Annotated in this window: 17 protein-coding genes and 4 pseudogenes; 9 read left to right on the top strand and 12 right to left on the bottom strand. The window is 59.1% G+C overall.

The window, feature by feature from the left end; genetic code table 11:
- Positions 1-135 precede the first annotated feature (135 nt).
- The 3 genes from CI41S_RS37350 to CI41S_RS37335 all read left to right on the top strand — a co-directional run bounded on the left by CI41S_RS37350 (position 136) and on the right by CI41S_RS37335 (position 4,921).
- Positions 136-3,495, top strand: coding sequence for an AAA family ATPase (locus CI41S_RS37350; RefSeq protein ID WP_139864038.1), 3,360 nt, complete (start codon positions 136-138; stop codon positions 3,493-3,495).
- Positions 3,496-3,831: 336 nt separating this feature from the next.
- A complete protein-coding gene (locus CI41S_RS37345; protein ID WP_139864037.1) occupies positions 3,832-4,089 on the top strand; it encodes a hypothetical protein in 258 nt (85 codons plus the stop codon).
- 436 nt (positions 4,090-4,525) lie between these two features.
- Positions 4,526-4,921, top strand: coding sequence for a hypothetical protein (locus CI41S_RS37335; RefSeq protein WP_139864036.1), 396 nt, complete (start codon positions 4,526-4,528; stop codon positions 4,919-4,921).
- A 446-nt stretch (positions 4,922-5,367) separates the two neighbouring features.
- Here the strand turns inward: CI41S_RS37335 and CI41S_RS37330 are convergent, their stop codons facing one another.
- The gene (locus tag CI41S_RS37330; RefSeq protein WP_139864035.1) at positions 5,368-6,903 is read right to left on the bottom strand and encodes a winged helix-turn-helix domain-containing tetratricopeptide repeat protein; all 1,536 of its coding nucleotides are present in this window, start codon (positions 6,901-6,903) and stop codon (positions 5,368-5,370) included.
- A gap of 118 nt (positions 6,904-7,021) precedes the next feature.
- On the opposite strand from CI41S_RS37330, the gene CI41S_RS37325 reads away from it, so the two are divergent.
- Positions 7,022-7,468, top strand: a complete 447-nt coding sequence (locus CI41S_RS37325) for a cupin domain-containing protein (protein ID WP_139864034.1) — start codon at positions 7,022-7,024, stop codon at positions 7,466-7,468.
- Positions 7,469-7,684: 216 nt separating this feature from the next.
- On the opposite strand, the gene CI41S_RS37320 is transcribed toward CI41S_RS37325, so the two are convergent.
- The 7 genes and pseudogenes from CI41S_RS37320 to CI41S_RS37305 form a co-directional block, all read right to left on the bottom strand.
- Complete coding sequence (locus CI41S_RS37320) at positions 7,685-8,692, bottom strand: PAS domain S-box protein (RefSeq protein WP_244626809.1); 1,008 nt, start codon at positions 8,690-8,692, stop codon at positions 7,685-7,687.
- A 518-nt stretch (positions 8,693-9,210) separates the two neighbouring features.
- Positions 9,211-9,579 carry a DUF1214 domain-containing protein gene (locus CI41S_RS44780; protein ID WP_244626808.1) on the bottom strand — a complete coding sequence of 123 codons (369 nt, stop codon included), beginning with the start codon at positions 9,577-9,579 and terminating at the stop codon, positions 9,211-9,213.
- Positions 9,580-10,210: 631 nt separating this feature from the next.
- A pseudogene (locus CI41S_RS44775) lies at positions 10,211-10,507 on the bottom strand (DUF1254 domain-containing protein); the annotation flags it as partial.
- A gap of 502 nt (positions 10,508-11,009) precedes the next feature.
- Positions 11,010-11,174 (bottom strand): hypothetical protein, encoded by a 165-nt coding sequence (locus CI41S_RS43900; RefSeq protein ID WP_172628346.1) that lies wholly within the window; start codon positions 11,172-11,174, stop codon positions 11,010-11,012.
- 89 nt (positions 11,175-11,263) lie between these two features.
- Entirely contained in the window at positions 11,264-11,392 is a 129-nt protein-coding gene (locus CI41S_RS45105; protein ID WP_283813181.1) for a hypothetical protein, read from the bottom strand.
- A gap of 4 nt (positions 11,393-11,396) precedes the next feature.
- Positions 11,397-11,843 carry a YybH family protein gene (locus CI41S_RS37310; protein WP_139864032.1) on the bottom strand — a complete coding sequence of 149 codons (447 nt, stop codon included), beginning with the start codon at positions 11,841-11,843 and terminating at the stop codon, positions 11,397-11,399.
- A 124-nt stretch (positions 11,844-11,967) separates the two neighbouring features.
- Entirely contained in the window at positions 11,968-12,660 is a 693-nt protein-coding gene (locus tag CI41S_RS37305) for a winged helix-turn-helix transcriptional regulator (protein WP_172628350.1), read from the bottom strand.
- 510 nt (positions 12,661-13,170) lie between these two features.
- Between CI41S_RS37305 and CI41S_RS45445 the strand changes: the two are divergent.
- From CI41S_RS45445 to CI41S_RS37295, 3 genes and pseudogenes are all read left to right on the top strand, one after another.
- Positions 13,171-13,323 (top strand): annotated as a pseudogene (locus CI41S_RS45445) (double zinc ribbon domain-containing protein); the annotation flags it as partial.
- Positions 13,324-13,374: 51 nt separating this feature from the next.
- Positions 13,375-16,461 carry an adenylate/guanylate cyclase domain-containing protein gene (locus tag CI41S_RS37300; RefSeq protein WP_172628349.1) on the top strand — a complete coding sequence of 1,029 codons (3,087 nt, stop codon included), beginning with the start codon at positions 13,375-13,377 and terminating at the stop codon, positions 16,459-16,461.
- Between the two features lie 394 nt (positions 16,462-16,855).
- Entirely contained in the window at positions 16,856-18,241 is a 1,386-nt protein-coding gene (locus tag CI41S_RS37295; protein ID WP_139864029.1) for an FAD-binding oxidoreductase, read from the top strand.
- Between the two features lie 1,048 nt (positions 18,242-19,289).
- Here CI41S_RS37295 and CI41S_RS37290 read toward each other — a convergent pair.
- The 4 genes and pseudogenes from CI41S_RS37290 to tnpA all read right to left on the bottom strand — a co-directional run bounded on the left by CI41S_RS37290 (position 19,290) and on the right by tnpA (position 22,006).
- Positions 19,290-19,529: a hypothetical protein gene (locus CI41S_RS37290; RefSeq protein WP_139864028.1), complete on the bottom strand. Its 240-nt coding sequence runs from the start codon at positions 19,527-19,529 to the stop codon at positions 19,290-19,292.
- Positions 19,526-21,167, bottom strand: a pseudogene (gene tnpC / locus CI41S_RS37285) (IS66 family transposase). Before tnpC ends, CI41S_RS37290 begins: the two are co-directional and overlap by 4 nt.
- 69 nt (positions 21,168-21,236) lie before the next feature.
- Positions 21,237-21,584, bottom strand: coding sequence for an IS66 family insertion sequence element accessory protein TnpB (gene tnpB / locus CI41S_RS37280; protein WP_139864027.1), 348 nt, complete (start codon positions 21,582-21,584; stop codon positions 21,237-21,239).
- On the bottom strand, positions 21,581-22,006 hold the full coding sequence (gene tnpA / locus CI41S_RS37275) for an IS66-like element accessory protein TnpA (protein WP_210242730.1): 426 nt from the start codon (positions 22,004-22,006) through the stop codon (positions 21,581-21,583). Before tnpA ends, tnpB begins: the two co-directional genes overlap by 4 nt.
- A 1,301-nt stretch (positions 22,007-23,307) precedes the next feature.
- Between tnpA and CI41S_RS37270 the strand changes: the two genes are divergently transcribed.
- Complete coding sequence (locus tag CI41S_RS37270) at positions 23,308-23,664, top strand: hypothetical protein (protein WP_139864026.1); 357 nt, start codon at positions 23,308-23,310, stop codon at positions 23,662-23,664.
- A 274-nt stretch (positions 23,665-23,938) separates the two neighbouring features.
- Positions 23,939-24,169 (top strand): annotated as a pseudogene (locus tag CI41S_RS37265) (alpha/beta hydrolase); the annotation flags it as partial.
- Between the last annotated feature and the right edge of the window lie 413 nt (positions 24,170-24,582).

Genomic DNA, 24,582 nt, shown 5'->3' with positions numbered 1-24,582 from the left:
CGTTGAGTTGGCGTTGCCGGTTGCGAAGGCGTGAGCTGGCTGAGAAGTCTCGTGATCGGCGCTTCCATTGGTAGATGTGCCTTCGCAGGTCTCTGCAATGTGCTACTCTTAATGCCTGTTGGCCATAGGTATACCATGACAGGTATTGCAGAGTGGCTGGCATCGATCGGTTTGGGAGAGTACGCTGATCGTTTCGCCGAGAACGCCATCGACCTCTCGGTCGTCAGCGATCTCACGGAGCAGGACCTCAAGGACCTCGGCGTGCTCCTTGGGCACCGCCGCAAGATGCTGCGCGCGATTGCGGCACTTGAGAACGATGTCCCTGTATCGGACCAAACGGCCGCCAAACCAGCGCTGCGAGACAGCGCCGAGCGGCGCCAAATCACGGTCATGTTTTGCGATCTGGTGGGCTCATCCGCACTTTCGGCCCGGCTGGACCCGGAGGACTTGCGCTCGATAATCGGCGACTATCACGCCTGCATCGCTGAGGTTATCGCCCGGAGTGAGGGCGTTATCGCGCGCTACATGGGGGATGGCGTGCTTGCCTATTTCGGCTACCCCCTGGCGCACGAGGACGATGCCGAGCAGGCGACACGCGCGGGGCTGTCACTGGTCGATGCCGTGGCCAACCTGCAGACAGATATCGGCACCAGGCTGCAGATTCGCGTTGGCATTGCTACCGGTATGGTCGTCGTGGGCGATCTGATCGGCGAAGGCGCCGCCAAGGAGCAGGCGGTGATCGGTGAGACACCGAATCTGGCTGCTCGTCTGCAGCAATTCGCCGAGCCCGGTACGGTGCTGATCTCCGAGAGTACGCGCCAGCTCACCGAAGGATATTTCGAATACCGCGATCTCGGTTCCATCGCGCTGAAAGGATGGGCGGAGCCAATACCTGCCTGGCAGGTGCTCGGGACGACTGGAGTGGAAAGCCGCTTTGAGGCACAGCACAGGACTCGATTGACGCCCTTGATCGGGCGAGACGAGGAGATCGAGCTGCTGTTGCGGCGCTGGCAGCATGCCTCTTCGGGCGAAGGTTGCGTAGTCGTTCTAACTGGAGAGCCAGGTATCGGTAAGTCGCACATCGCGCTGGCGCTTCAAGAGCGGCTCCAAGCCGAACCACACATTACGGTCCGCCATTTCTGCTCGGCGCACCATACCAACAGTGCGTTGTATCCATTCATCGACAATCTCGAACGTGCTGCCCGGTTCGAAAGAGGCGAAACCCAGACGGACAAGTTTGCCAAGCTTGAAGCTCTGCTGTTGCGGTCTGGCGCAGACGCAGATCGTGTGGTGCCGGCTCTGGCAAACCTTCTGTCGCTGCCGGTCAGTGACCGCTACCAACTGCCCGAGCTCAGTCCGCAGAAACGCAAGGAGATGACGCTGGCGGCGTTCTCGGCTCAGCTCGAAGCGTTGGCGGCGCGGCAGCCAGTGTTCATCATCTTTGAGGATGCCCATTGGTCGGACCCGACTTCGTTGGAGCTGCTCACGATTACACTGGAAAAGGTGCCACGGCTCCGAGTGTTGCTGCTCATCACCGCGAGACCAGAGTTCACGCCGCCTTGGCCTGGTCATGCACATGTGACGACCGTCTCGCTTACACGGCTGAACCGGCGCAACGGGGCGGCATTGATCGAGCGCGTCACGGCAGGCAAGACACTTCCGGAGGAGGTCTTGGACCAAATCCTCGCGCGTACCGACGGCGTGCCCCTGTTCGTCGAGGAACTGACCAAGGCGGTGCTCGAAACCGGCTTGCTGCAGGAGCGAGACGACCATTATGTGGTCAGCGGTCCGCTACCCTCGATGGCGATTCCAACGACATTGAATGCATCGCTGATGGCTAGGCTCGACCGATTGGCCCCCGTGAAGGAAGTTGCTCAGATCGGCGCCGTTGTGGGGCGCGAGTTCTCGTACGAACTGCTGAGCGCGGTCGCCAAGCTGCCAAGGCAACGGCTTGAGGAGGCGCTCGCCCAGTTGGTTCAGGCGGAGTTGATATTCTGCCGAGGCGAGATACCCCGGGCGGTCTACACCTTCAAGCATGCGCTCGTGCGGGACGCTGCCGAAGCGGGACTTCTGAAGAGCCGACGCGCAGCGCTGCATGCCGCCATCGCCAACGCTTTCGAGCAACGATTCCCGGAAATTGTGGAGACTCAACCCGAGACTCTCGCACTCCACCTTACCGAGGCGGGATTGTTCGAAAAGGCGGGAGAATATTGGCTCCAGGCAGGCAAGAAAACGGCCATGCGCTCCGCCAACCTCGAAGCGATCGCACACTTGCGCAAAGGCATCGAGGTCTCGGCCCACTTGGCCGACGGTGCACTTAAGGACCGGCTGGAGCTTGATTTCCAGTACGCGCTCGGGCCCTGCCTCATTGCCACTCAGGGGCCGGCCTCGCCCCAGGCGGTGGCGACCTTTGCGCGAGCGCGCGAGCTGTGCCAGCGGCTTGGAGATCCCCCCGAGCGACTACAAATCATGTTTTGGTTGACCACCGCGAGCGTCATTCGTGGCGAGTTGCCGGTCGCCGAGGAAATGATCTCGGTGCTGCTCGATCTTGCGGAGGGTCGGGGCGATCGACCAACGTTGCTCAACGCGATGCGTGGGCAAGGGATGATACGCCTTTTCATGGGAAATCTCGTAGGTGCCCAGGAGGTGATCGAACGGGCCTTCGAAGCGTTCGAAGCGAGCAGCGAGCATGACAGATTAGCGGCGCGTGCTGCCGGCCAGGATGCGGGTGTGGCCGACCTGGCTCTGATGTCATGGGCGCTCTGGCTGCAGGGCCGTGCTGATACGGCACTCGCGCGTGTAAATGCCGCCCTTCAGCGTGCCGACGTCATCAGTCATCCGCATTCGCAGGCCTATGGATGCTATTATGCATCCATTCTCCACGCTCTTCGGGGCGACTTCCGAAAGGCACACCGCTATGCCGATCGTTGTCTCGCCTTGTCGGAAGAACTCGGATTCCGGCAGTGGCGAGGATTGGCTCGCGCCATCCGGGGGATAAGCGTTACCTTCCTTGATCCTTCGTCCGCTGCGCTCGAGGAAATCCGCACGGCGATGAACGAATATCGCGGCGCGGGCTATCAGCTTGGCATCACAGCACTCTATGTGCTCCTGAGTGCCGCTTTGTTGTCGAGCCATCAAAGCGAAGCTGCGCTTGAACTGATTGAGCAGGGTCTCGCTACAACCGGCCGCAATAGCGAACGGATATTTGAGGCCGAGCTGTATCGATTGAAAGCGCGCGTATTGCTCGTCCGCGATGCACCGGAGGCCAGCACCGATGCACGATCACTGCTCGATCACGCGTTGACAACTGCAAAAGGCCAACGCGCCAAGGCACTTGAACTTCGCGTAGCAGTAGACCTCGCCAACTTGTGGATTGATCAGGGCAGAACCAGCGAAGCGCTCGACCAGCTCGTGCCCATCTACGGCTGGTTCGTCGAGGGTCTCGAAACGCAGGATCTGAAGCAGGCAAAGGCATTACTCGACCGACTGCAGTAATTCCGCGTGGACTGCGGATAACGGTGAAAGGAAAATGAAGCCATGGCGATCATTCGGTCCTGATCGGAATTCTGGTCATTGTTGTCGTGGGAGCCATCTGCTTTTGGGTAATCGATAGGGTTTGCGCCCGACGGCCGATTAGCGAATCTTCTCAAGTTGCTGGTGGTGCTCATTTGCTTAGGAGCCATTGTGCAACGCTTGCTCGTGCTGACCTATTAAGCTGGCCTATTGAACATTTGCCGCCCAGAGGTCCATCTGCCGGCTAAGTCCGGATCGGACCGAAAGGCGAAGAAATAGCGGCTGTGGTAGGATCTGTCCTGCAATGTGGAGGGTGAAATGGCCCTGCACTTCAGCCGCGTCGACGCTGGCGATTTGGAGATATGGATCGCAAGCAGCGAAGATTATACATTCGTAATCAGCAAAGAGAGCCGAAGCGGACCTGGCTTGCATGGAGAGCCGGGCTTTGTTGTGTCATATCGCCCCGACTTTCTGAATATGCCCGCAGCTCAAGTGTCCGGCTCGCCTTTCAGCACGTTCGCTGAAGCCGAGCGGGCCTGCAATGCGTTCCTGGGTCGCCTCATTATTAAGGGATGAAGGCCGCGCCGTTCTGCGGATTGATCGGATGGTTTCATCCCGTAGTTTCCCGGTAGGTTTCGCAAATGTCGGAAACCGAACTGAACTTTTGGCAGGGATAGTGCAGGCTAATGCTTGCCGGGATTTTGCATCACCTTCCCGGGGCTAGACCAACGCCGCCTGCGATGATTTCAAGCGGGCGGCGTTGCTGTTTTTGAATCCGCATGTCCCCGATCGGCGGCTCATTGCCTTAGCCGGCGGAAGGTAAACGCCGGGCTTGAGGTCGCAAGATGTCGCGGCGGGAGCCTGGAAGACCAAAAAAAGCGAAGTGCGGCAGCATTACTGGCTTGTAGCTGAGCAGCGTCGGCGCATAGTCAAATAATGATCGAGCAGCGACCAGCTTTCATGGCTTGCAAAAATCCCGGCACCGGCTGGCGGATCGATATTCTGTGGCCTGATGGCGAAACCGAAGTCATCAAGGGTTTTGTTACGGAGCACGACGCGACCAAGTGGATTTCTGAGCATTCGCCGACGTGGCAAGAAAACACGAATCAGCCCCGGTAGCGCGCGACTGCTGGGTCTCTCCTACCAGTACAATTGCTGCCTTCAGTTTTTTGCCGGCGTGCTCGCGGCCATCATCGCGCAGCAATCGCTCCAGCTCTTTTTATTCAAGCAAGCGGAGAACCGTCCCGTGTTCTTTCCGGGTTCAGCGGTGCCGCAGACCGCCGTGCACCTTCGGAGAGTGGGTGATCAGGTTTTTGTGCTTCCGGGCCGCAGCCGGTTGACCTCTCCACGCCGCCGGTCGGCGTTTTTTTTTGGAATGACGACGGGTATTCTGGCGGATTTCCGCTGAAAGTCCGTTTGCCACTGACGCTGCCGCGGTACTCTCTCGCTACAGGCGACGACTACGATATCCTTATTACCACCATCGTCCGCGACCTCATGAATTCATGTGGTCTAGTTCCGACGTTGTCTGCAAGGTGCCTTGGAATGATCTGCGCCAGCAAGGAGCCGCGTAGACCTTTCCTCTGGGTTTGGCGCCGGATTGTAGCTCCCGGGGCATAGGCTACAGGCGTTTGCGCCGCCGCTGGGTCCGGAGGGCAGCCATCTGGAAACGCGTGCGAGCGTTGCGCTCTGGCCGGCGCGGGGTCGGCGAAATCGGCTCGTTACCCCTCTGCTCGGCGCTCGGGGAAACCCAATCATCGATGTCCGCTATTGCATCAAACGCGGGCGCAAGCTCGGTGCTCGCCAATGTCGGCGGAGGGCCAGAACCCGACATCAGCAATGCACGTCCCCGTACTAAGTCTGCGACCTGCGAAGGCTGCTGGCCATCTGATCTGTCCATGCCGGGTTGTGGGTTCTAAGCGGCGTCAGTACGTCGTCAAGCTCCTTTGCAACGCTGGCCATCTGTTGCGCGCAACGACGTGCTTCCTCCCATTTTCCCAGCGCAGCATAGCAGCAGACGAGCACTTCCAGACTAGTACGCCAATTCGGTCGTACTTGCAGCGCGCGCGCTGCAGCTTCGAGACCCGCTTCAGTGCGTCCGGAGAAGAGCCGTGCCAGCGCAAGAATGTTGAACCAAACGAAATTTTGCGGATCGTAAGGGCTCAGTCGCAACCCATATTCAAGCGGCGCAATCGCTTCCGGTGCGCGCCCGCTGAACAAGAGCGCCATTCCCAAGACCAGATGACCTAATGCAAAGCTGGGGCTGATTTCATTCGCCTTCTTAGCGGCACTTATCGACTGCTCGAACTGGCACGCATACGCACTGACGATCGCAAGGGAGTAGTGCGTATAAGGATTTCGTTCGTCCAGCTGAACTGCTTTCAGAGCCGCTTCCGTGCCCTCCTGCAAATCGGCAACATGGTTGTCCGACCAGCCATAAGCGACCAGACCGGCGCTGACTCGCCCGAGCCAGAGATGGCCCTCCGGAAGTTCGGGATCTAGTTTTGCGGCCTGACGAAACAGTTCGCGAGCTTTCAGATGATTCTCACGGGTCACCTGATGGAAGTGCCAAGTCCCCCGCCGTACTATGTCCCAAGCTGTGACATTGCCAGTGTGTCGAGCCGCCGCTTGTGCGCCCTCCGTTTTGAGGAGCTCCGGTTCAATAGCACCCGCCACACGTTCTGCAATTTCGTCCTGAATTGCAAATACCTCAGTCAGCTCGAGGTCATACCGTTCGGCCCAGATGTCTTTGCCTGATGTCGCCTCTATGAGCTGCGCGGAAATCCGAATTTTCTGACCGGACCTGCGCAGGCTTCCCTCGATTAGATACTCCACGCCGAGTTCTTGCGCTATCTGCTTCGCGCCAGGCGACTTGTGCTTGTAGGCAAAGCTCGAATTGCGCGCGATGACGAAAAGCCAGCGAAACCGCGTCAGGGCGGTAATGATATCTTCGGTGACACCGTCGGCGAGATATTCTTGTTCTTTTTCGCCTCCTAAATTCACGAACGGCAGAACAGCGATCCATGGCCGACGTTCAGTCGGCAAGACCTTCGTCTCAACGATCCTTTCCATCGGCTCTTTTACGGGGAGGCCGACGAACCGGTAACCGACCCGTGGAACCGTGGTGATCCAATCTCCTCCTTCCGGGGTAGGCCCTAACTGCTTCCTGAGCGCCGCGATCTGGACCGAGAGATTGCTTTCCTCAACCGCCGTGTCGCCCCAGGCCGCCTGCATCAATTCGGTTTTCGTCAGCACTCGGCCGGGAGAGCCAAGCAGCGCCTCCAGCAACCGAAGACCCTTGCTGCTGAGGGCTATCGGCCGGCCCTCTCGAAGAAGGTTTCCGCGTTGCCTATTAAGGACAAATGGGCCGAAGGCGAAGTCTGTGGACATGCTCCCAGACTAGCGGGTTTCGCAAAATTTCGGAACATTTCGGCTTAGCATTCAAGACTTTTCGGTAGTCCATGGCCGAATTTATGCGCGTGGATCTTTTCACCGATAGGAGGGTTCGATGACGGTTCTTGAAACCACCCAGAGCAACAGCAGTGCGATTGCTGCACTGCATAAAGCCTCCGTTGTCAAAAGTGGCGGGGGCTACCGCGCAGAACAAGGAAGCGATTACGAGCCCGGAGTGAACGCAGAAACGGTTGGCTCAAAATCGCTCTGGCTCGGGATGATCACGCTGCCGGCGGGAAAGCGAACGCGGGCACACGTGCACGAGCACCACGAAACTGCGCTCTACATGCTCAGCGGCGACGAATTGGAATTGTGGACTGGCGATGAACTTCAGTATCGCGACATCGTGCGTCCAGGGGATTACATATTCATCCCAGCAAACATGTTGCACGTTGCGGTGAACCGAGGCGCCCAACCCGCCGTGTTCATTGGCTCACGCAACGAAGCGACGGCTCAGGAAAGTGTCGTCCTGAGACCTGAGATGGACCGCAAGGTCCCGTAAGAGCTTCCGGACATAGCCCCGCTGGATTAGATCCGACGGGGCGTGGTCAAGAGCGAATGTCGGTTCAGGTCAAAAGCCGCCCGTAGCGACCGGACCTAGGGACTTTCGGTTCACTTCGAAGAGCGATCTTCCCGGTGATCATGCAGATTGTCAGCTAAGAGCCATGAGCAGAAATTGCCGCGATGGAAGAGCAGCGAAGCCAGGTCGATTGGGATTTCATATCGGAATGGCGATTTCGCAATGAAGCCCTTCCGCGCGCCAGTCAAATAGCACTTCGCCGCCAAGTTGGCTTATCGTTCCTTCGATGAGGCGACTACCGAAGCCCTTGCGTTCGGGCAGATTTACCCTCGGGCCGCCAAATTCGGTCCAGCGGATCGCAAGTTGTCCGTCCTCGCTGCGCGACCACGCCAATCTGATGTGGCCTTTCGCGCTAGATAGCGCTCCATATTTGGAAGCGTTGGTTGCTAACTCATGCAAGACCACCGCAACCGCCTGCGCGGCAGTGGGATCCAGCACGGTTTGCAGGCCCTCCATCCGAACCCGCGTGTCGTGCTCACTGAGATAAGGGGCAAGCTCCTGCTTGGCGATAGCCGAGACTTCGGCGCCTACCCACCGCGCTTCAACAAATAACGAGTGAACATTTGACATCGCCTGAATGCGCCCGCTGATCACTTGCTTGAGGCCCTCGGGAGAGTCAGACTGAGAAAGATTGACGATTGCCTGTACGTTCGCGAGGATGTTCTTGCTTCGGTGCTCTGCCTCGCGAGCCAGAACGCTGATCCGCTCCTGATTTCGTTTCTGCTCGGTAATATCTCTCGCGATCTTTGATGCCCCGATGATGTTGCCATAGCCATCTTTGACGGGAGAAATGGTGAGCGAAACGATGATTACGCTACCATCCCTACGTCGCCGAACAGTCTCAAAATGATCGATACGCTCACCTCGTCGGATGCGGGTTAAGATCTCACGTTCCTCGCTTTGCCGGTCCTCGGGGATCACAAGCGTAATGGGCTGACCGGTCGCCTCGGAGGCCGAGTAGCCGAAGATGCGCTCAGCCGCCTTGTTCCAGCTTGTAATAACGCCGTCTAGATTCTTGCTAACGATCGCGTCGTCGCTAGACTCAACGATGGAGGCCAGCAGATTGGCCAAGCGCTCGGCACGTTCGAGAGCCGGCTCGCTGACGAGAGGCTTGCGTTGAAGTCCCGACTCGTCTTTGGACGCCAATGGGAATCCCCCGAGATTCAGATGCTGTGCCCAATCATAGCACCAAACGGAAAGGGCCTGAATGTCTCCGTTGGGTCAAAAAGCTGACAACCGGCCTGTGGTGCGAGGGCTGCCAACCGGCCGCTAGTGAGGCACGGCCAATTAACGGAGCGGGTCGACTTTGGCAGCCATGTCGGGTGCCCGGCTCACGCGGTGGCGCGCGTTGCCACAGTTGAGCACCCAAACGGCATAGTCAGGTCTTGAGCGCTGCGTATCCTTCTTCGCACCAATCACCTTGTCACGGACAGATCCCTGCAAGCGGATCTGGGCGGCTAACATACTTTGCACGTTCTCCTGGGCAGCCTGCCCAGAGGACCCGCTGAAAGCGAAAGCCGCTGCTAAGGCGGGGACGTACAGTACAGCCGACCAACTAGGCGCCACCTGCCCCTCCTCTCCATGGTTCGTAAGCGGCAATTGCCAGCCGCGCTCGTCCAGCGCGCGGCGGCAGGCGGTTGGTTTATGCTCGCCGCCGCCGCTTGTCAGTTGACCTGTTCGACTTCGCTCAGCCGCCAGGATTTCGTGAAGAACGGCTCAAGCGGGCTGTAGAGGCGCAGGATCGTGAACCAGCCCTTCTTCGGATCGGTTTGTATCCAGTTGCCGCGCTTCACTCCTGCGGGCTGTGTCGGGCCGAAGTAGATGGTCGCGGAGCCGTCGGCGTCCGCCTCTGCCGCTGGCGACGGGTCGCTCCGGCTGCCGGCGCGCGGATAGCGCTGCGGCGTGTCGAGCATCGAGCGAGTCATGTTGTCGTAAACCGTGAACGACCAGAAGTTCTCTTCCGGGATGCCCTTGGGCAGCGTCACTTTGTAGGTCTTGGCGCCGTCGAAATAATTCCGTTCCGCATCGGTCATCGCCAGCAGATATTGCGAGCCGATGCCAGGCAGGCGCATCGCCATTGCTGGCGTGATGCCAGTGACCCCGTAGAAGAAGTTGGTGCGCGTCATCCATGGTGCGATAGCCGGTGGCCCGGAAGGGTTTGACTCCCTCGCGCGTGATCTCCGGGATCGGCGTCTCGAACTCGTAACCGCTCATGAACAGGAAGTTGAACCACGACGAGTTCGGGTAATAGAACCAGCTCGGATCGCGCGGGACCATGAACAGGGCGCGCGAGGTCGCGTTGGCGAGCGCAAGCGCCTCGGTCATGATCTTCTTCATGCGCGCATCGGGCGCGAACGGCTCGCCCTTGACGATGCCGATGGCGGCGACCGGTCCCATCAGTTCTGCATCGAGCGAGGTCGCCGGCTCCTTCTGCACGACCTCGTTGAGCATTTCGTAGAAGGTCCAGTCGTTCGGTGGAAGGGTATTCATCACCTTGCCGCTGCCTTCATGGAACACCGTCGGCGGCGGTGCGGTGACCCGCCCCAGCTTGGCCTTACCGGCCAGGAAATCCGAGATCGGCGTGCCTACACCGCCGGGCTCGTAAGGGTAGACTTTGGTGAACTTACGGATTGTCTCGGCGACCGGCTTGGGATCCTTGTGATCCTCCAGAAACGAGCGGCCGAACCACAGGATGGTGTTGGTGCGGGCACGCCCGATGAAATATCTGCCGTCCGGCAGTTGACCCTTGTAGTCCGGCGGCACGATCAGGTACTTGCCGCCCTCTCCGCGGTCGGGCCCGGGCAGGCCGAGATCGACGATCCAGCGAAACCAGGCATCCTGCACGGTGCCGAGAAACTTGGGCGGAGTCTCCACCACCACGGGTCCCTTGCTCAGATCGAGGTAGCCCATGACGTAGATCGTGTCGGCGTTTGCCGTCAGGAATAGCGACTTGGCATCCATCAGGTCGGAGAAGACGATCACCTCGTTCTCCTTGACTCCGACGCTTCGCAGACCATCCCGCAGCGTATGGATGCTGACACCGCGCATGTTGTCCATGAACGTGCGATAGGCATAGGTGAAGTCGAGATTGTCGAAGAGCTTTTCGGTGGTCGCCTTGCTCGGGACGCCATCCTTGAACTCGAGCACGCCGAGGCGCGACTCGACCCTGTCGGGCGTGACCAATGGTGAAGGAATGGGAGCGGAGGTCTGGGCAGTCGCGAAGTGCGGCAGCAGCTATACGGCGCAGCCAGCGATAGCTGCGAGGATCTGACGGTGTTCATCATTGTTGTCGCCTCCCTGTGGAATACAACGTCTCCGTAGAATACAGCGCAGCCGCAATTTTCACTTGTGAAGGGCTCTAGACAATTCGGCCCGAGTAGTCTCACCCGCGACCAAAAGTCGTATTGCGGGCGAAATCGGGCACGACACAACGCTGGCTGCTGACTCCCGAACTGAGGCAGCCTTAATTCATCTTTTCGCGGAGCTTCTTGATGATCTCGCGGAGGTTGGCCGCGTACTCCTCGATGACACGTCGAGCCTCTTCCAATCGCGTCGGCTTGGGAACCGGACGTTTCTCTGGCTCGGGCTCATTCATGCCTGAAGATCTGACCCGAACGGCGGCGGCCATTGACTTAGATCAACTAGGTCCGCAACGGGTCTTGGTCGTGTAAAAACACCTTCCCCTGGAGGGCGATGGGAAGCCAGGACGGTTTGGTCTCAGGCCGCGATCGCGGCCATCAGCGGCTCGGTCCCGACGATGTTCATGACCTGCGTCAGATTATAGGCCAGGACCGAGAGAGCCACCCGTGTCAGGTCTGTGGGTGCCTGATCGTATGGCTGTGGCACCCATCTATTCTCTAACGAAGATATGAGACTTTATCTTCCACTGTCCGTCGGGTTGACGTTCTAGGAGCCTCACGGTGCTGCCAGAAATTGGCGCCGCCTTCTCATTCACCACTAACGTGGCCGTGAAATGGGAGGTGGTGTAGGCGTAGTTCCCGATGGGCAACACATCGACCAGCTCAACCTTGTGATCTCTGACGCTTCTTCCCCGCCCAGCAAAGAAGCCACGGATTGCCAAAGGGCCGGTGACGGGCTGAGCACCAGGGGGCATCAATCTGCCGTCGGCGGTATACAATGGAAGTAGAGCATCGAAGTCTGCGTTGTTAATAGCGGCATCCCACTTGGCAGCCACCGAGGAAATTTCGTCGGCAAGTGGGTCTGCTCCTGCAGGACCAACGCAAGCACACGTCAAGATCAACAGCACGGCGTATGAAAGAAAAGAAGGTCGGCTCATCTTTGCCTCCTTGAGCTGAGATGCTTGGCTTAGCCGAGGTGCTTAGCGCATGAGCGCATTCGCAAATGCTACTGCTGAGGGAAGCTGGGCCACTAGTCCAAAAAGTGGACTGGAGAGGACGTCGTCAGTTGGCTGAGACTTGATCTGCGACCGCAGGCGCCTCATTGGCATATTTGCTGCGTGGGAACCAAGTGCGCATAGTGTTCACGAGATGCTTAGGACCGTCGATCTGGATCTCGCCGAGCTCACACGCCCGTAGCAGCGGCAGCTCGCCTATGAAGATCTGCACAAGCGTCAGCAGGCTCGCGTAGAGGCTGATATCGACCTCGAAGCCGGGATCATCCCAGCAAAGATCGGCTTCCTCCTTCTTCACAACAAACCACCAGCACTTCGGCCGAGCGTCCGCAATCTCGATGTACAGCACGAAGTCGCATGGAATGCGCTCTAGATCGAACGAACGGTGCATATTCCACATGAGCCGGCCCGCGTGGAGTTCGTTGGGCGTGAGCTGACTGCGCGCCCACCTGTGACCCCAATAGCCCAGTGCGTCGATAATTGGCTGGGCTTCTCTGGCCGCGTGGGTTGGATGGTACTCCCAATGCCCATTATCGCCGGATTGGCGTGAGATTAGCCCTGCCTCTTCTAGCGTTTGTAGGCGCTTGGAAAGGAGGGTCGGCGACATCTGCGGGATGCCGCGGCGGAGCTGGTTGAAATGGTGGGAACCTAGCAACAGCTCGCGGAGCACGAGCGGAGTCCACCGCTCCGTGAGAATTTCCGCAGCTTTGGCTACGGGGCAAAATGATCCATAGCCTTTCATGGCGAGAACTTTAGCATCACGAGCGCCAGCAAGATAGTCCAGTTTCTGGACTATGTCGCAGACGCCTACCCACCCACAGCGCTGATCGCGTCTAGTGTGGTTCCTCGGCATCTGCAAAAGCAGGCATGCGACATTAAAGCTAGCCGCTCCTGCTGTTGATCGGTTGGATCACGAACGGCGGTCACTGTAACCATCGTCCAACGTCCGGTCTTCCGCAGATAGCCGACATGGCGGCCCCTTTAGCGTTTTTCGGCTCACGGGCCAATTGGAGTGGCCACTTTCCGCCGACCTCCCTATCGGCACGCAATGGGAGAGCGAGCGCGTTAGCGGTCTTGAGGTTGACTGTAAGATCAAACTTGGCTTGAGCCGCAAGAACGCACTCACATACCGGGATTCAGTCGAGGGCGGCACGCGGCGAAAAGCATCGACTCGAGACGCCAGATTGATTAGAATCCGAGCCGGAGCATGAGCCACCTGTTCGCATGAGCCGCAGCATCCCTAGGCCTGCGAATGGCCGTCGCCAGCGGGGGCTCCAGGATGCGCTGTGCAAGCTGCAGGACGGAAAACAGTTCAGACCGTCGGTTCTGCGCCGAGTGCGGTTGCGCACTGCCCGTTCCATGCCGACAGTGCGGCTTTCTCAACCAGCCGAATGTGAAATTCTGTGGCGGCTGCGGCGCCACCGCGGCAACAACCGCCTCCGACCCGGACCTCCGAGTGGCTCGCGTAAGCGACCACTCGATATCGGGCGAGCGGCGACAGGTCACAGTCCTCTTTGCCGACCTGTCGGGCTTCACCCGTCTCAGTAGTGCCCTCGATCCGGAGGAGACGCATGGTCTTCTCAACTCCTATTTTGAGGTCATCGACCATATCGTCGTGAGCTACGGCGGCTCGATAGACAAGCACATCGGCGATTGCGTGATGGCCGTTTTCGGCGCGCCCACCGCCCACAGCGATGATGCGGAACGGGCGGTGCGCGCAGCGCTCGCCATTCATCCCGCCATGCAGAGTCTCAGCGAGAAGACCGGGCGGATCCTTAAGGTCCATGTTGGACTCGCCTCTGGCCAGGTGGTCGCGAGCAAAACCGGCAGTGGCGAGCGCCAAGAGTACACTGTCACAGGCGATACAGTGAATCTTGCCTCACGGCTGACGGCGCAGGCTGGAGCTGGTGAAACTTTCATCTCCAATGCAGTCTATCAATCTTTGCTGGACCGCCTCGATGGCGAAGATGTCGGCGCGATTTCCATCAAGGGTCTTGACCGGCCGGTTCCGGTCTGGCGCGTGCGAGGCATGCGGAGCAGCGGTTCGCACCACAGGCGGTTGGCGGGCAGACAGGGCGAACTGGGTCAGTTCGGCGGGATTGTTGCGAGCTGCCGCGAAGCGGGTAGCGGGCTCGCCCTCTATGTGCGCGGCGAGGCAGGTATCGGCAAGACGCGGCTGGTTGAGGAATTCCAGCGGATCGCCATGAGTCAGCACTTCGCTTGTCATCTTGGTCTTGTACTCGATTTCGGCGTCGGTAAGGGGCAGGACGCGATCCGGGCGATCGTCCGCAGCTGCCTGGAATGCTCCGGACAGGCTGAGACAGCTGCCCGCGCTGCGGCGCAACGGGCACTCTCCGATGGACTCATAGACCCGGACCAACTGGTGTATTTGAACGATCTGCTGGACCTGCCGCAACCAACGGATCTGGCGGCGCTGTATAGCGCCATGGATAACGCGGCGCGCAACCGCGGAAAACAGAAGACCGTCGCGCAGTTGCTCCGTCGGTTGAGCGCCCGCAGTCCGCAAATGGTTACAATTGAAGATCTACACTGGGCCGACGCAGTCACCCTTGCGCACGCGGCTGAGCTGACAATGCTCACCGCGCTATGTCCACTGGTGCTGGTAATGACCTCACGCACGGAAGGAGACCAACTCGACCCTACGTGGCGCAGCCAGACACGTGCTGCGCCATTGATTACAATTGATCTCGGTCCCCTCCGCAAGCAGGACGCGCTCGCCCTGGCGGGCGAGTACAGCGATGTGAGCAAGGTGTTTGTCCTCGCGTGCGTCGAACGATCCGAAGGACACCCGCTATTTCTGGAGCAGCTCCTACGAAGCGGTGTGGACAGCGATCTGGATAGCATTCCGGGATCAATTCAGAGTCTCGTCCAGGCGAGAATCGATGCACTCCAACCGACGGATAAACAGGCGTTGCAAGCCGCCTCAGTGCTGGGGCAACGCTTCTCACTTGATGTCCTGCGCCATCTCGTCAACAACGACAAATATGTCTGCACGAGGTTCATCGAGCAGGATCTTGTCCGCTCCGATGGTGACGACTTTCTGTTTTCTCATGCCCTCGTCCAGGAAGCCGTATATTCCTCGCTGCTGACCGCAAATCGGCGGGAGCTGCATCGACAGGCTGCAGCCTGCTTCGCAGAGTCAGACTCCATGCTTCGTGCAGCCCATCTCGACCGGGCAGCCGATCCGTCTGCACCTCAGGCGTATTTGCTGGCGGCAAGGTCGCAGGCGGCGGCCTACCATAATGAGCGCGCGCTGCGCCTGGTCGAACGCGGCCATGCTCTAGCGGTCGAGCAGGCCGATATTTACGCGCTGATTCATTTTCGAGGCGAGCTTCTACATGATCTCGGAGCGATCCCCGAGGCGCGCCAAGCCTTTGAACAAGCGCTCGAAGTCGCCGGAGATGACATTGAGAGCTGCCAGGCCTGGATCGGCTTGGCTACCGTCATGCGGATCAGCGACCAAATTCAGGACGCACTTCAAGCCTTGGACCGAGCCCAGGCGCTCGCTACTGCCGAGGGCCTGATCGTTGAGCTATCGCGAATTCACCATCTTCGGGGCAATCTGTACTTCCCACTCGGCAAAATCGAGGGCTGCGTCGAGCAGCACGATCTGGCCCTGCGTTACGCGCAGCAAGCTGGCTCCGCTGAGTGTGAAGCTCGAGCGCTGGGCGGATTGGGCGATGCTGCCTATGTTCGGGGCCGCATGCTAACTGCACATCGAAACTTTGACCTGTGCGTAGCCGTAAGCCGCAAGCATGGATTCGGCCGCATTGAGGTCGCCAATCTCAACATGGCTGCACTAACACGCCAATATGCAAACGAACTGCCGGCAGCTGCAGAGGACGCTCTGGCGGCCGCTGAAGCGGCTGTGCGCGTTGGCCACCAGCGTGCGGAGTTGCTCGCGCGTAACATAGCGGCGTTTGCATTGTATGACATGGCCGAGCTGCAGCGCGCCCTAGACCAACTGCTCGAAGCCGGCAAGCTCATTGAGCGCATCGGCGCTCGGCGGTTTGTGCCGGAGAACCTCACCTATCTCGCAAAGATTATGCGGGCCGAGGGGCGACGGCTCGAAGCCAGCCATCTGCTCGATGAAGCCATCGCTGTGAGCCGTGAGACGGGAGTCTTGTTTTTTGGACCTCGTATCCTGGCCGAACGGGCCCTTGCCGCGGAAGACCCCGCGGAGCAACGGAAAGCATTACGCGAAGGCGAGAGCATCCTGGGTGAAGGCTGTGTTGGACACAATCACCTCTGGTTCTATCGAGACGCCATTGAGACAGCACTCAGCGGGCGTGACTGGAGTGCTGTCGACCGTTATGCTGCGGCACTAGCAGCGTTTACCGAACCGGAGCCACTCCCCTGGAGTAATTTCTTCATCGCGCGAGGGCGTGCGCTGGCGGACATTGGTCGTGGGCGATGCGGTGACAGCATATTGGCGGAGTTGCGGCGTCTGCAAAGCCAGGCAGAACAGGCTGGCCTAAAGCTAAGCGTTGCGACAATCGAGCAGGCGATGTCGACGGGCTAATCCCACACAGCGGTGACTGGCGCATCCGCGGCGTGACAGTTTGCCACATTTGAGATCAGGCGTCTTTCCAACGATCCGCTCGGACTAGCGCCGCAAAGGCTTGGGGAAGTGGCTGGAGCGCGCATCACGAAACAGGCGCACCCGCCGTTGGTCATCAATAGGTCAGTCCCGCTGGACATATCCACGGCGCCGTCGAGGACTTGGTGAGCTCTTTCGACGCGCAATGATCGTTCGACGCAGCGATCTTGGCCGCCATTTAGCGTCCTCATCCATGTTATCTCGTTCGGCAAATGCGTTGACGGCCATGCGCGATCGTTGCCAATGGCTAACGCCCGAAGATGGGAGTAACCTCAGACAAAACTAGCCGATCATTGTGTGAAACAGGAGGGAAGTCATGCAAGCTATGGCCACCGAAACCTTCATCGGCAACATGCGCGGCCCGGTCATCCGGCGAACGGACGCCGACTACGATGCCGTGCGTAGCCTCTACAACGGGATGATAGACAAGAGCCCCCTGTTGATCGCGCGATGCACCGACGTCGCCGACGTTACCACGGCGGTGAATTTTGCAAGGCAGAACGACCTCCAGGTAGCGATCCGCGGAGGCGGGCACAATGGGCCGGGCCTTGGTAGCGTCGACGAGGGGCTTATGATCGACATGTCGATGATGAAAGGCGTGCGGGTCAACCCCACCGCATGCACCGTCCGCGTCGGTCCCGGATGCACCCAGGGCGACGTCGACCATGCCACGCATGTCTATGGGCTCGCTGTGCCGGCCGGCATTGTCTCGACGACTGGTATCGCAGGCCTCACGCTTGGCGGTGGCACCGGATATCTCACCCGCAAGTATGGCCTCACCATTGACAATCTGCTCGAGGCCGATGTCGTGCTCGCCGATGGCAGCATTGTTACCGCGAACAAATCAGAGAACGCTGATCTCTATTGGGGACTGCGCGGCGGCGGTGGCAATTTCGGCATCGTCACGAGTTTCCTGTTCCAGGCTCATCCGGTGAACATGGTCTACGCCGGTCCTGTCTTCTGGGATCTCAAAAATGCCCGGACTGTTATGCAGAAGTACAGAGATTTCCTGCATGGCGCTCCCGAGGAGCTTGGGGCCTTTGTCGGATTGAAGACCGTTCCACCGGTGGACCCGTTCCCGGCGGAGCATCAGGGGAAGCGCGCTTGCGCCATCATCGCCTGTTACAATGGTCCGACAGAAGATGGCCAGGCGGTCATGGCCGGGTTACTCGGTCAGCTGCCCCCGCCGCTCTTCAATTGGATGGCCGAAATGCCCTATCCAGCCCTCCAGTCCATGTTCGATCCGTTCTTCCCGAAGGGCTTGCAATGGTACTGGCGCGGCGATTTCGTGAAAGAGCTGACCGACGAAGCAATTGACGCCCATCTCGCCCAGGCACAGAAACTGCCGAGCGCGCTTTCGCTCATGCATCTTTATCCGATCGACGGTGCTGTCCGTCGCGTCGGTAAGAACGATACCGCTTGGAACAGGCGCGACGCGACCTGGTCGATGGTAATCGCCGGCATCGATCCCAATCCGCAAAAGGCGGGCGAGATCACGCGCTGGACCAAAGACTATTGGGAGGCCGTGCATCCTTACTCGGCCGACGGCTGCTACGTGAATTTCATGATGGACGATGGGGACGACAGTAGGCTCAACGCCACTTACGGCGACAACTACGAACGCCTTGTCGCCTTGAAGGGCAAATACGATCCGACGAACTTCTTCCGTGTCAACCAGAACATCAGGCCGCTGCATTCATAAATGATCGCGTCTCCTCGCGGTTCAATCGCGCCAAAGGGTCTCGGGGGCGCTCTTTCGTTCCATGGGAGAGCGCCCACGCGATTCATCATTTCTGCCAGTCGGTCACTCCCTTCAAGCATCGCCGAATTCATATCGGGTGGATGCTGGCGATCGACAGAGATACAAAAACTGCGATTTCGGAAGGTCGGACAGGTCCGCTCCGGGTCAAACTCGGAGCCCCAGCGTCGACCTCCAAGGGCGCTTGGGCCGCCTCTTTGGGAAATCCTTGTTCATGATGCCCATCCGCTCCTTGATCATATCAAGGATAGATGCCCGCTGTCCGGGCGCGTAGGGCTCCGGGCCCTCTACTTGCTGGAAGAGGCCGCCAAATGAAGCGCCCCCTAAAAAAACCCCGCTCGAACCGCGAGCGGGGTTGGAGGTCGTCGCCGTGAGGAGTTTCCAAGTCGTCACGACAAGTCCGGCGTTAGCAACTGCACATGACAGTTCGGTGACGCGGTAGAACTTGGTTGCCAAGCGAGGCGGGCTCACACTCCGAAAGAGTGCCTCATCTGACTCGCCATGCGCTGGATGGCGTCAGTGTATTGACCGTGATTGAAGCGCTGATCGCCTATGTAAAGGACGGCGATAATGCCTGTCGCTATCAACAGTCCTTTCATAGCGATCTCTAAGGTCGTGGTGACTGTGGATGACGTGACGATTCCTGGATTCGAGTCGGGGCTTCCGTCCGCGTCGGCTCCGGCAACCGGCTGGCCTCCAACGTTCTACTGTCGCGCACCATCCAGCCAGCAAGTCGGATGTAACCGCGCCTGAGTGCCGGCATGAACCATTCATGTGGTTCGTTTCGATCCATCGCCGAGGATCGCAGGGCCACTTTAAGGAACTCTTTATCGGCTATCCGGAGAACCCCGGATAAATCAGCTTTCAGTGTCATAAATTTTCGTTGTGCGGGGCAACCCGTTTTAGATGCGCCTATGGTCCACTCGACCTCATCCGCCAATGTCCGATGATGTGCGGCCAGTTTCGTATCCATTCGGTGTAGGCCGCAGGGTTACCGCCTGAGCAGTCCAGGGTTCTCTTTGTAGAACCTAATCAGCTCGATGAGGTTTTCGATTCCGAAGTCGGTGAACGCCTGGACGCCGTCTTCTCCGACGCCATAAACCCAGATGACGCCGTCCTCGATTTCCATTTCGTTGGCGATGTCCCACAGCCAATCTTCATCTTCGCCGAGGTCTTTCGCGACCTGGGTAATGGTGGTGACGTGATGGACCTTGTTGACGTGCGTAGTCATGCCGCTCGAGCGCACAGTGCTGATGCCGGCGTCCAATTCCAGGGCCGAAGTTCGTCCAGCCGATGAGCCGGATGGGCGGCGATGCGGGCGAGGATATCGGTGAGCCAGGCCTGCGGGTCGATGCCGTTCATTTTTGCCGTGACGATGAGGCTGTACATAGCTGCGGCGCGCCGCCCTCCGCGATCAGATCCGCAGAACAGCCAGGACTTCCGTCCAAGAGCGATGCCTCGCAAGCCCCGTTCGGCGGCATTGTTGGAGAGACACACGCGTCCATCTTCCAGGAACAGCGTGAAGCTCACCCATCGCTTCAGGATGTAGTTGAACGCCTTGGCCAGGTCGTGACCACGAGACAGTTTGGCGAGCTGTTCGCGCATGTAGACCTGAAGGTCCTCGACCAGAGGCCGGCTCAGCGTCTGTCGCACCTGAAGACGCTCCTCGGCGCTCTTGCCATCGATGGAGCGTTCGATCTCGAACAGCGCATCGATCCGCCGCACGACCTCGATGGCGATCGGAGAGAGCGGGATTTCCTTCTTTCCGGTGCCCTTGCGCCGCGCATTCTCTTCGATGTCGGCCATGGCAAAGAACGGGCGCCTTCCATGCGACCAGCAGGCAGCCTCCCGGATCGGCCCGGGCTGGCGCCCGGCCAGATAGAGCTGGTTGTACCCGTCATAGGCGTCGGCCTGCAGGATGCCGGCATACCGGGCCAGATGCCCCTGCGGATGCTCGCCCTTGCGGTCGCGTGAGTAATGGAACATTGCCGCCGGCGGGCCCCAAACGGCCGGTCGTCCCGGACGTAGATCCAGCACCGGCCCGTATCGGTCTTGCCCTTGGCCAGCACGGCACCGTCGTATCATCGGCATGAAGCCGCTCGGCCGCCATCACATGGGCTTCCACCAGACGCAGCAGGGGATCCAGCGACGCACAGACCGCCCCGACGGCGTCCGCCATGGTCGACAGTGCGATCGGCACGCCTTCCAGAGCGTAGCGCTCGGCCTGGCGGTTTAGCGGCTGATGCTGACCGAACTTCTCGAACATGATCATGGCCAGGAGGCTCGGGCCAGCCCATCCCCGGGGAATGGCATGGAACGGCGCCGGCGCCTGGCTGATCTTCTCGCAGTCGCGGCAGGAGAACTTCTCCCGGACCGTCTCGATCACCTTCCACTGGCGCGGCACCACTTCCAGCGTCCGCGTCACGTCCTCGCCGAGCTTGCGCAGGCGATTGCTGCCGCAGCATTCACAAGCCGTAGGCCCATCGATCACCACCCGCTCCCGGGGAAGGTGCTCGGGGAAGGTCTGGCGCTCGGCGCGCTTGCGCGTAAATCCCCGCACCGTCGTCGTCTTCGCCACGGCTCGTTCCGCCGCAAGCTCGTCCTCGGTGGCGTCGGCTTCCAGCTCTTCGAACGTCAGCGCCAACTGCTCGATCAGCCGCGCCGAACGTTCTGACCGTTGCCCATAGATCTGATGCTTCAGCCTGGCGATCTGCAGCTGCTGCTGTGCGATCAGCGCCTCGTCTTCCGACGCTTTCGCGCGGGCGACCGCGAGCTCGGCTGCGATCTCCAAACCCTTCGCGCGCTCGGCTGCCAGCGCCTCTTTCAGGGCGGCAACGTCATCCGGAACAGCGTCGCGATCAGCATTCATGCGACGCACTGAATCACAGATTGGACGCGGTGGGACTCCCCAAAATGCAAGAAGCTACAGATTCTGCGCTCAGCCCGCGCTCTGCGGCCGCCAGCTCAGCTGCGGATTCCGCCAGTCGATGCCCTCTAGCATATAAGCCATCTGCGCCGCCGAGATCGATACCGCGCCGTCCGACGCCGAAGGCCAGATGAACTTGCCTCGGTCCAGGCGCTTGGCATAGAGCGACATGCCCAACCCATCATGCCAGAGAATCTTGACCAGATCGCCGCTGCGGCCCCGGAAGATGTAGAGATCGCCGGCATGGGGATCGCGCTTCAGGCTCTCCTGAACCGTAAGCGCCAGGCTTCGCATGCCGCGGCGCATATCGGTGTGGCCGGTCGCGATCCAGACTCTGACGCCGCTCGGAATCGGAATCATCGTCGTCGCAAGAGCTCAAGAACTCGCTGCAGCGCTTCGCCGTCGACGTCACGGTCAACCCGAACGCGACACCCGCCCCCAAGTTCGATCTCGATGATTCCGACCCTTGCGCGCTGCGCAGGGGCCGAAGACGTCGGTTGCGGTGCGCTGATCGATACCGGTGCCGCCACTGGCGTGATCTCAACCGGAACGAGCGCCGGCGCGCCATCCCCGCTCAGCTTGCCTTCGCGCGCCAACCGACGCCATGTGAACAATTGGCTTGTCGACAGCCCGTTGCGTCGTGCCGTCACCGACACCAGACGTGGCCCGCCATAGCTCTCGGTGACGATCCGCTGCTTTTCTTCCAATGTCCAACGGCGTCGAGCGCCCGTCGAGACGACTTCAAGCCGGGAAACTTTCGGCATAGGCATATGGTCAGTCATACGCCTATGTCTTCATCCTCCATCAAGCCGCGCAAGGCGGTCCTCGCCGCAGCGATACGTCAGGAAGGCCTAGACTCCTGATTCTGGAGAAGACCCTTCGGATCGGGGCCACCTCGCGCGAAAACGAAGGCCCTGCGGGATAGAGGCGTCTGGCGCGGCATTAACGACAATTTCGGACCCGCCAGGTTTATTCGCGATCTACATCGGCGAGGAACAAACCGGCCGCAGATGCGGATATGCAATGAACCCTATGAAGGTCTTGGACTGGGCTCCCCAAATTCTCGGAAAGGCAATAAGAGACGAAGTCATCGGTGCCCCCCGTTGGCGTTGCGCGGCTAAGTTCTCGTTGCCAGTAGCGCGACGACCGCACCAGAACCCGCACCAGATACGTCCACATTTTGTTCGTGCGCAGGTTGGAACGCGGCAACCATCTGACGGCGTCAGCCAGTTCGTTTAGGTAGACGTTAGTGAGCAGACCGGGCACCTTTTGTCGCCCGCCTGCTGGGCACGCTTCGACAAAATCGCTGATTGAAAAACACTTGAAATCGCTGGTCTTTGCGCCTGATGAAATGCCAGGTCTGCTCAACGTTGCCGGTGGAGTGGCGCCTTTGGAAATGCTTGGCTTCCAAATGAACAATTGAAGTTGCCGCGAACTCTTGGAGTTTCTGCACCGACGCGCAGCCCGAGCAAATCCAGAATGGCGGAATCAAAATCAGTTTGATCATCCAATAATTTCAAAGCGCATTTGGAAATAATCGCCGAATTCGTCTCTAGTAATCTCAATTGCTTAGCAGGCGTTTCCAAATAGTGGCGCCGACAAACCGCGCGAGAGCACGTGACGTTCGAGTTCGACGCACCCTGGGCGTCGAGGGTTCGAGTCGCTGGAGCGCTACCCGCGTTCCCCCCGACCGCTTTTGGCCGAGTTTATTGTGTCAGCGGCCTAAGGGCCACGAGCGCCCTGGTGGCGCGCTGCCCCTAAGATCACAACCCTCAGAGCACTGTTCTAGATCTCCGCCCCATTGAAATAAAATTTGATGGGATAAGTCCAAAAGACGACTTGATCCTCTATCCTTCTTTGATCTCGCGATCTCCCACCAATCGAATGGGTAAGAAGTTATGACCGATCAACAACTTGCTCTTCAAGCCGTCAGTGAGGCCCAACGCATACTGAACGAATACCTCGAGCCCTGTCCCCATGACAATGAGCGCATTCTTGACAGGCTGGTGGAGGTTTTTGAGCGGCCCGATCTCGTAGTTGCTGTGAGCCGATTGCAGCAACGAAGTAGTCTCTGAGTGTTCAGATGACGAAACAATTTCCAACAATCTCTTTGGCCCTTTGCATCACTTCGTTTTTATTGATTGGAATGCCAAGCACGCAGGCGAAACAACGATGCAACGCCGCGATGCCACCGAGTCCGCGCGAGTATTGGTCTTGGCGCCTCATCGACGGACGAAAATGCTGGTATGAAGGCCGGCCCATGCTGTCAAAATCATTGTTGGAATGGCCTGTGCAGGTTTCGACGCAACCTCGTCCCAAAAAGGAACTTGCAAGCGCCGTCGTGGAGAAAGCTGGCGATCCGAGCGGTTCAGAAGAATGGACTCCGACTCATCCGAGTACTTTCGATACCCTGTGGCGCACCAGGGTTGAACAGCGGTAGACCTCGACCGAGAACTAAGCGAATTCGCACTCCCCATTAAGACGACTTTGCCTCAGCAATCCGTAGGTTGGTCACGTCGGTACTGTTTTGCCTCTCCCTTGTGGGAGAGGCCGCCGAACCTAAACCTCGAATTTCCGCAGTTGCATCAGTGTTTTATGAGCGGCGCTAGGAATGGCGTCCCTATAGTGTCCTCATCCGGGAGATCATCCAGGGCATGGAACGAAGGCGCGCCTAAAGGCCTCTCCGGCGCGCGTAATTCAACAGCCGCTGATAATTCCACAAGGCGCTGCTCGCCGGCAAGATCATGAACGCAGCCTGGCGGTCGAAGCCAAGCTACCACGCCGTCTCGACGGAGGACCGCACCATCAATCCGGACCTCGAACGGTTTATGGCCAAACGGATGGGCGCCAAGACGATTGAGGTGAAGGCAAGCCATCTTTCGCTGATTTCGCACCCAGAGGAAATCGCGCGGCTGATCCTCGAAGCTACGGGACAGCAAGCCTAGAGTTTAGCCGCAACAGCCTTTATCGCGCTTTTTTGCTGTCGGAGGAGAAATTTTGTAGTGGCGGAAAGGGCAGGAGTTGAACCTACGGTAAGGTTCGCGGCGTTCGCCGCCATTGAGGGTACGAGAGCGCATCGATCGCCTCTCAGACTGTCCGTTTTGCTCGCCCTGATATCCTATTTTACGACGCGCATCGGATCGACGTGTACCGATTGGTCTGCGCGCTATATCTTACAGGTCTTCGCCCGGGCGACGATTTCCATTGGTGAAAGCTCCTTAAGAATTCAATCACGTTCATTCCCAAGCAAGCTCCATGAGACGTTCACGTTCACCTTCAAGCTCACGTGTGTCCAACCGTCTGAAAGTCGCCGAAGCGTTCTGATGGTTGATCTCAGCGTCGTTCGCCTTTTGTCGTA

Origin of the sequence: Bradyrhizobium ivorense (genome assembly GCF_900696085.1) — a bacterium.
Lineage (GTDB): Bacteria > Pseudomonadota > Alphaproteobacteria > Rhizobiales > Xanthobacteraceae > Bradyrhizobium > Bradyrhizobium ivorense.
The sequence above is the reverse complement of the archived record's forward strand: the minus strand, read 5'-3'. Positions and strand labels throughout refer to the sequence as shown.

What these genes read in the sequence shown, in the direction of transcription:
- CI41S_RS37350 (WP_139864038.1), top strand. Translation starts at nt 136, where the DNA reads ATGACAGGTATTGCAGAGTGGCTGGCATCGATCGGTTTGGGAGAGTAC.
- CI41S_RS37345 (WP_139864037.1), top strand. Translation starts at nt 3,832, where the DNA reads ATGGCCCTGCACTTCAGCCGCGTCGACGCTGGCGATTTGGAGATATGG.
- CI41S_RS37335 (WP_139864036.1), top strand. Translation starts at nt 4,526, where the DNA reads ATGGCGAAACCGAAGTCATCAAGGGTTTTGTTACGGAGCACGACGCGA.
- CI41S_RS37330 (WP_139864035.1), bottom strand. Translation starts at nt 6,903, where the DNA reads ATGTCCACAGACTTCGCCTTCGGCCCATTTGTCCTTAATAGGCAACGC.
- CI41S_RS37325 (WP_139864034.1), top strand. Translation starts at nt 7,022, where the DNA reads ATGACGGTTCTTGAAACCACCCAGAGCAACAGCAGTGCGATTGCTGCA.
- CI41S_RS44780 (WP_244626808.1), bottom strand. Translation starts at nt 9,579, where the DNA reads ATGACCGATGCGGAACGGAATTATTTCGACGGCGCCAAGACCTACAAA.
- CI41S_RS43900 (WP_172628346.1), bottom strand. Translation starts at nt 11,174, where the DNA reads ATGGCCGCCGCCGTTCGGGTCAGATCTTCAGGCATGAATGAGCCCGAG.
- CI41S_RS37310 (WP_139864032.1), bottom strand. Translation starts at nt 11,843, where the DNA reads ATGAGCCGACCTTCTTTTCTTTCATACGCCGTGCTGTTGATCTTGACG.
- CI41S_RS37305 (WP_172628350.1), bottom strand. Translation starts at nt 12,660, where the DNA reads ATGAAAGGCTATGGATCATTTTGCCCCGTAGCCAAAGCTGCGGAAATT.
- CI41S_RS37295 (WP_139864029.1), top strand. Translation starts at nt 16,856, where the DNA reads ATGCAAGCTATGGCCACCGAAACCTTCATCGGCAACATGCGCGGCCCG.
- CI41S_RS37290 (WP_139864028.1), bottom strand. Translation starts at nt 19,529, where the DNA reads ATGACTACGCACGTCAACAAGGTCCATCACGTCACCACCATTACCCAG.
- tnpB (WP_139864027.1), bottom strand. Translation starts at nt 21,584, where the DNA reads ATGATTCCGATTCCGAGCGGCGTCAGAGTCTGGATCGCGACCGGCCAC.
- tnpA (WP_210242730.1), bottom strand. Translation starts at nt 22,006, where the DNA reads ATGACTGACCATATGCCTATGCCGAAAGTTTCCCGGCTTGAAGTCGTC.
- CI41S_RS37270 (WP_139864026.1), top strand. Translation starts at nt 23,308, where the DNA reads ATGACGAAACAATTTCCAACAATCTCTTTGGCCCTTTGCATCACTTCG.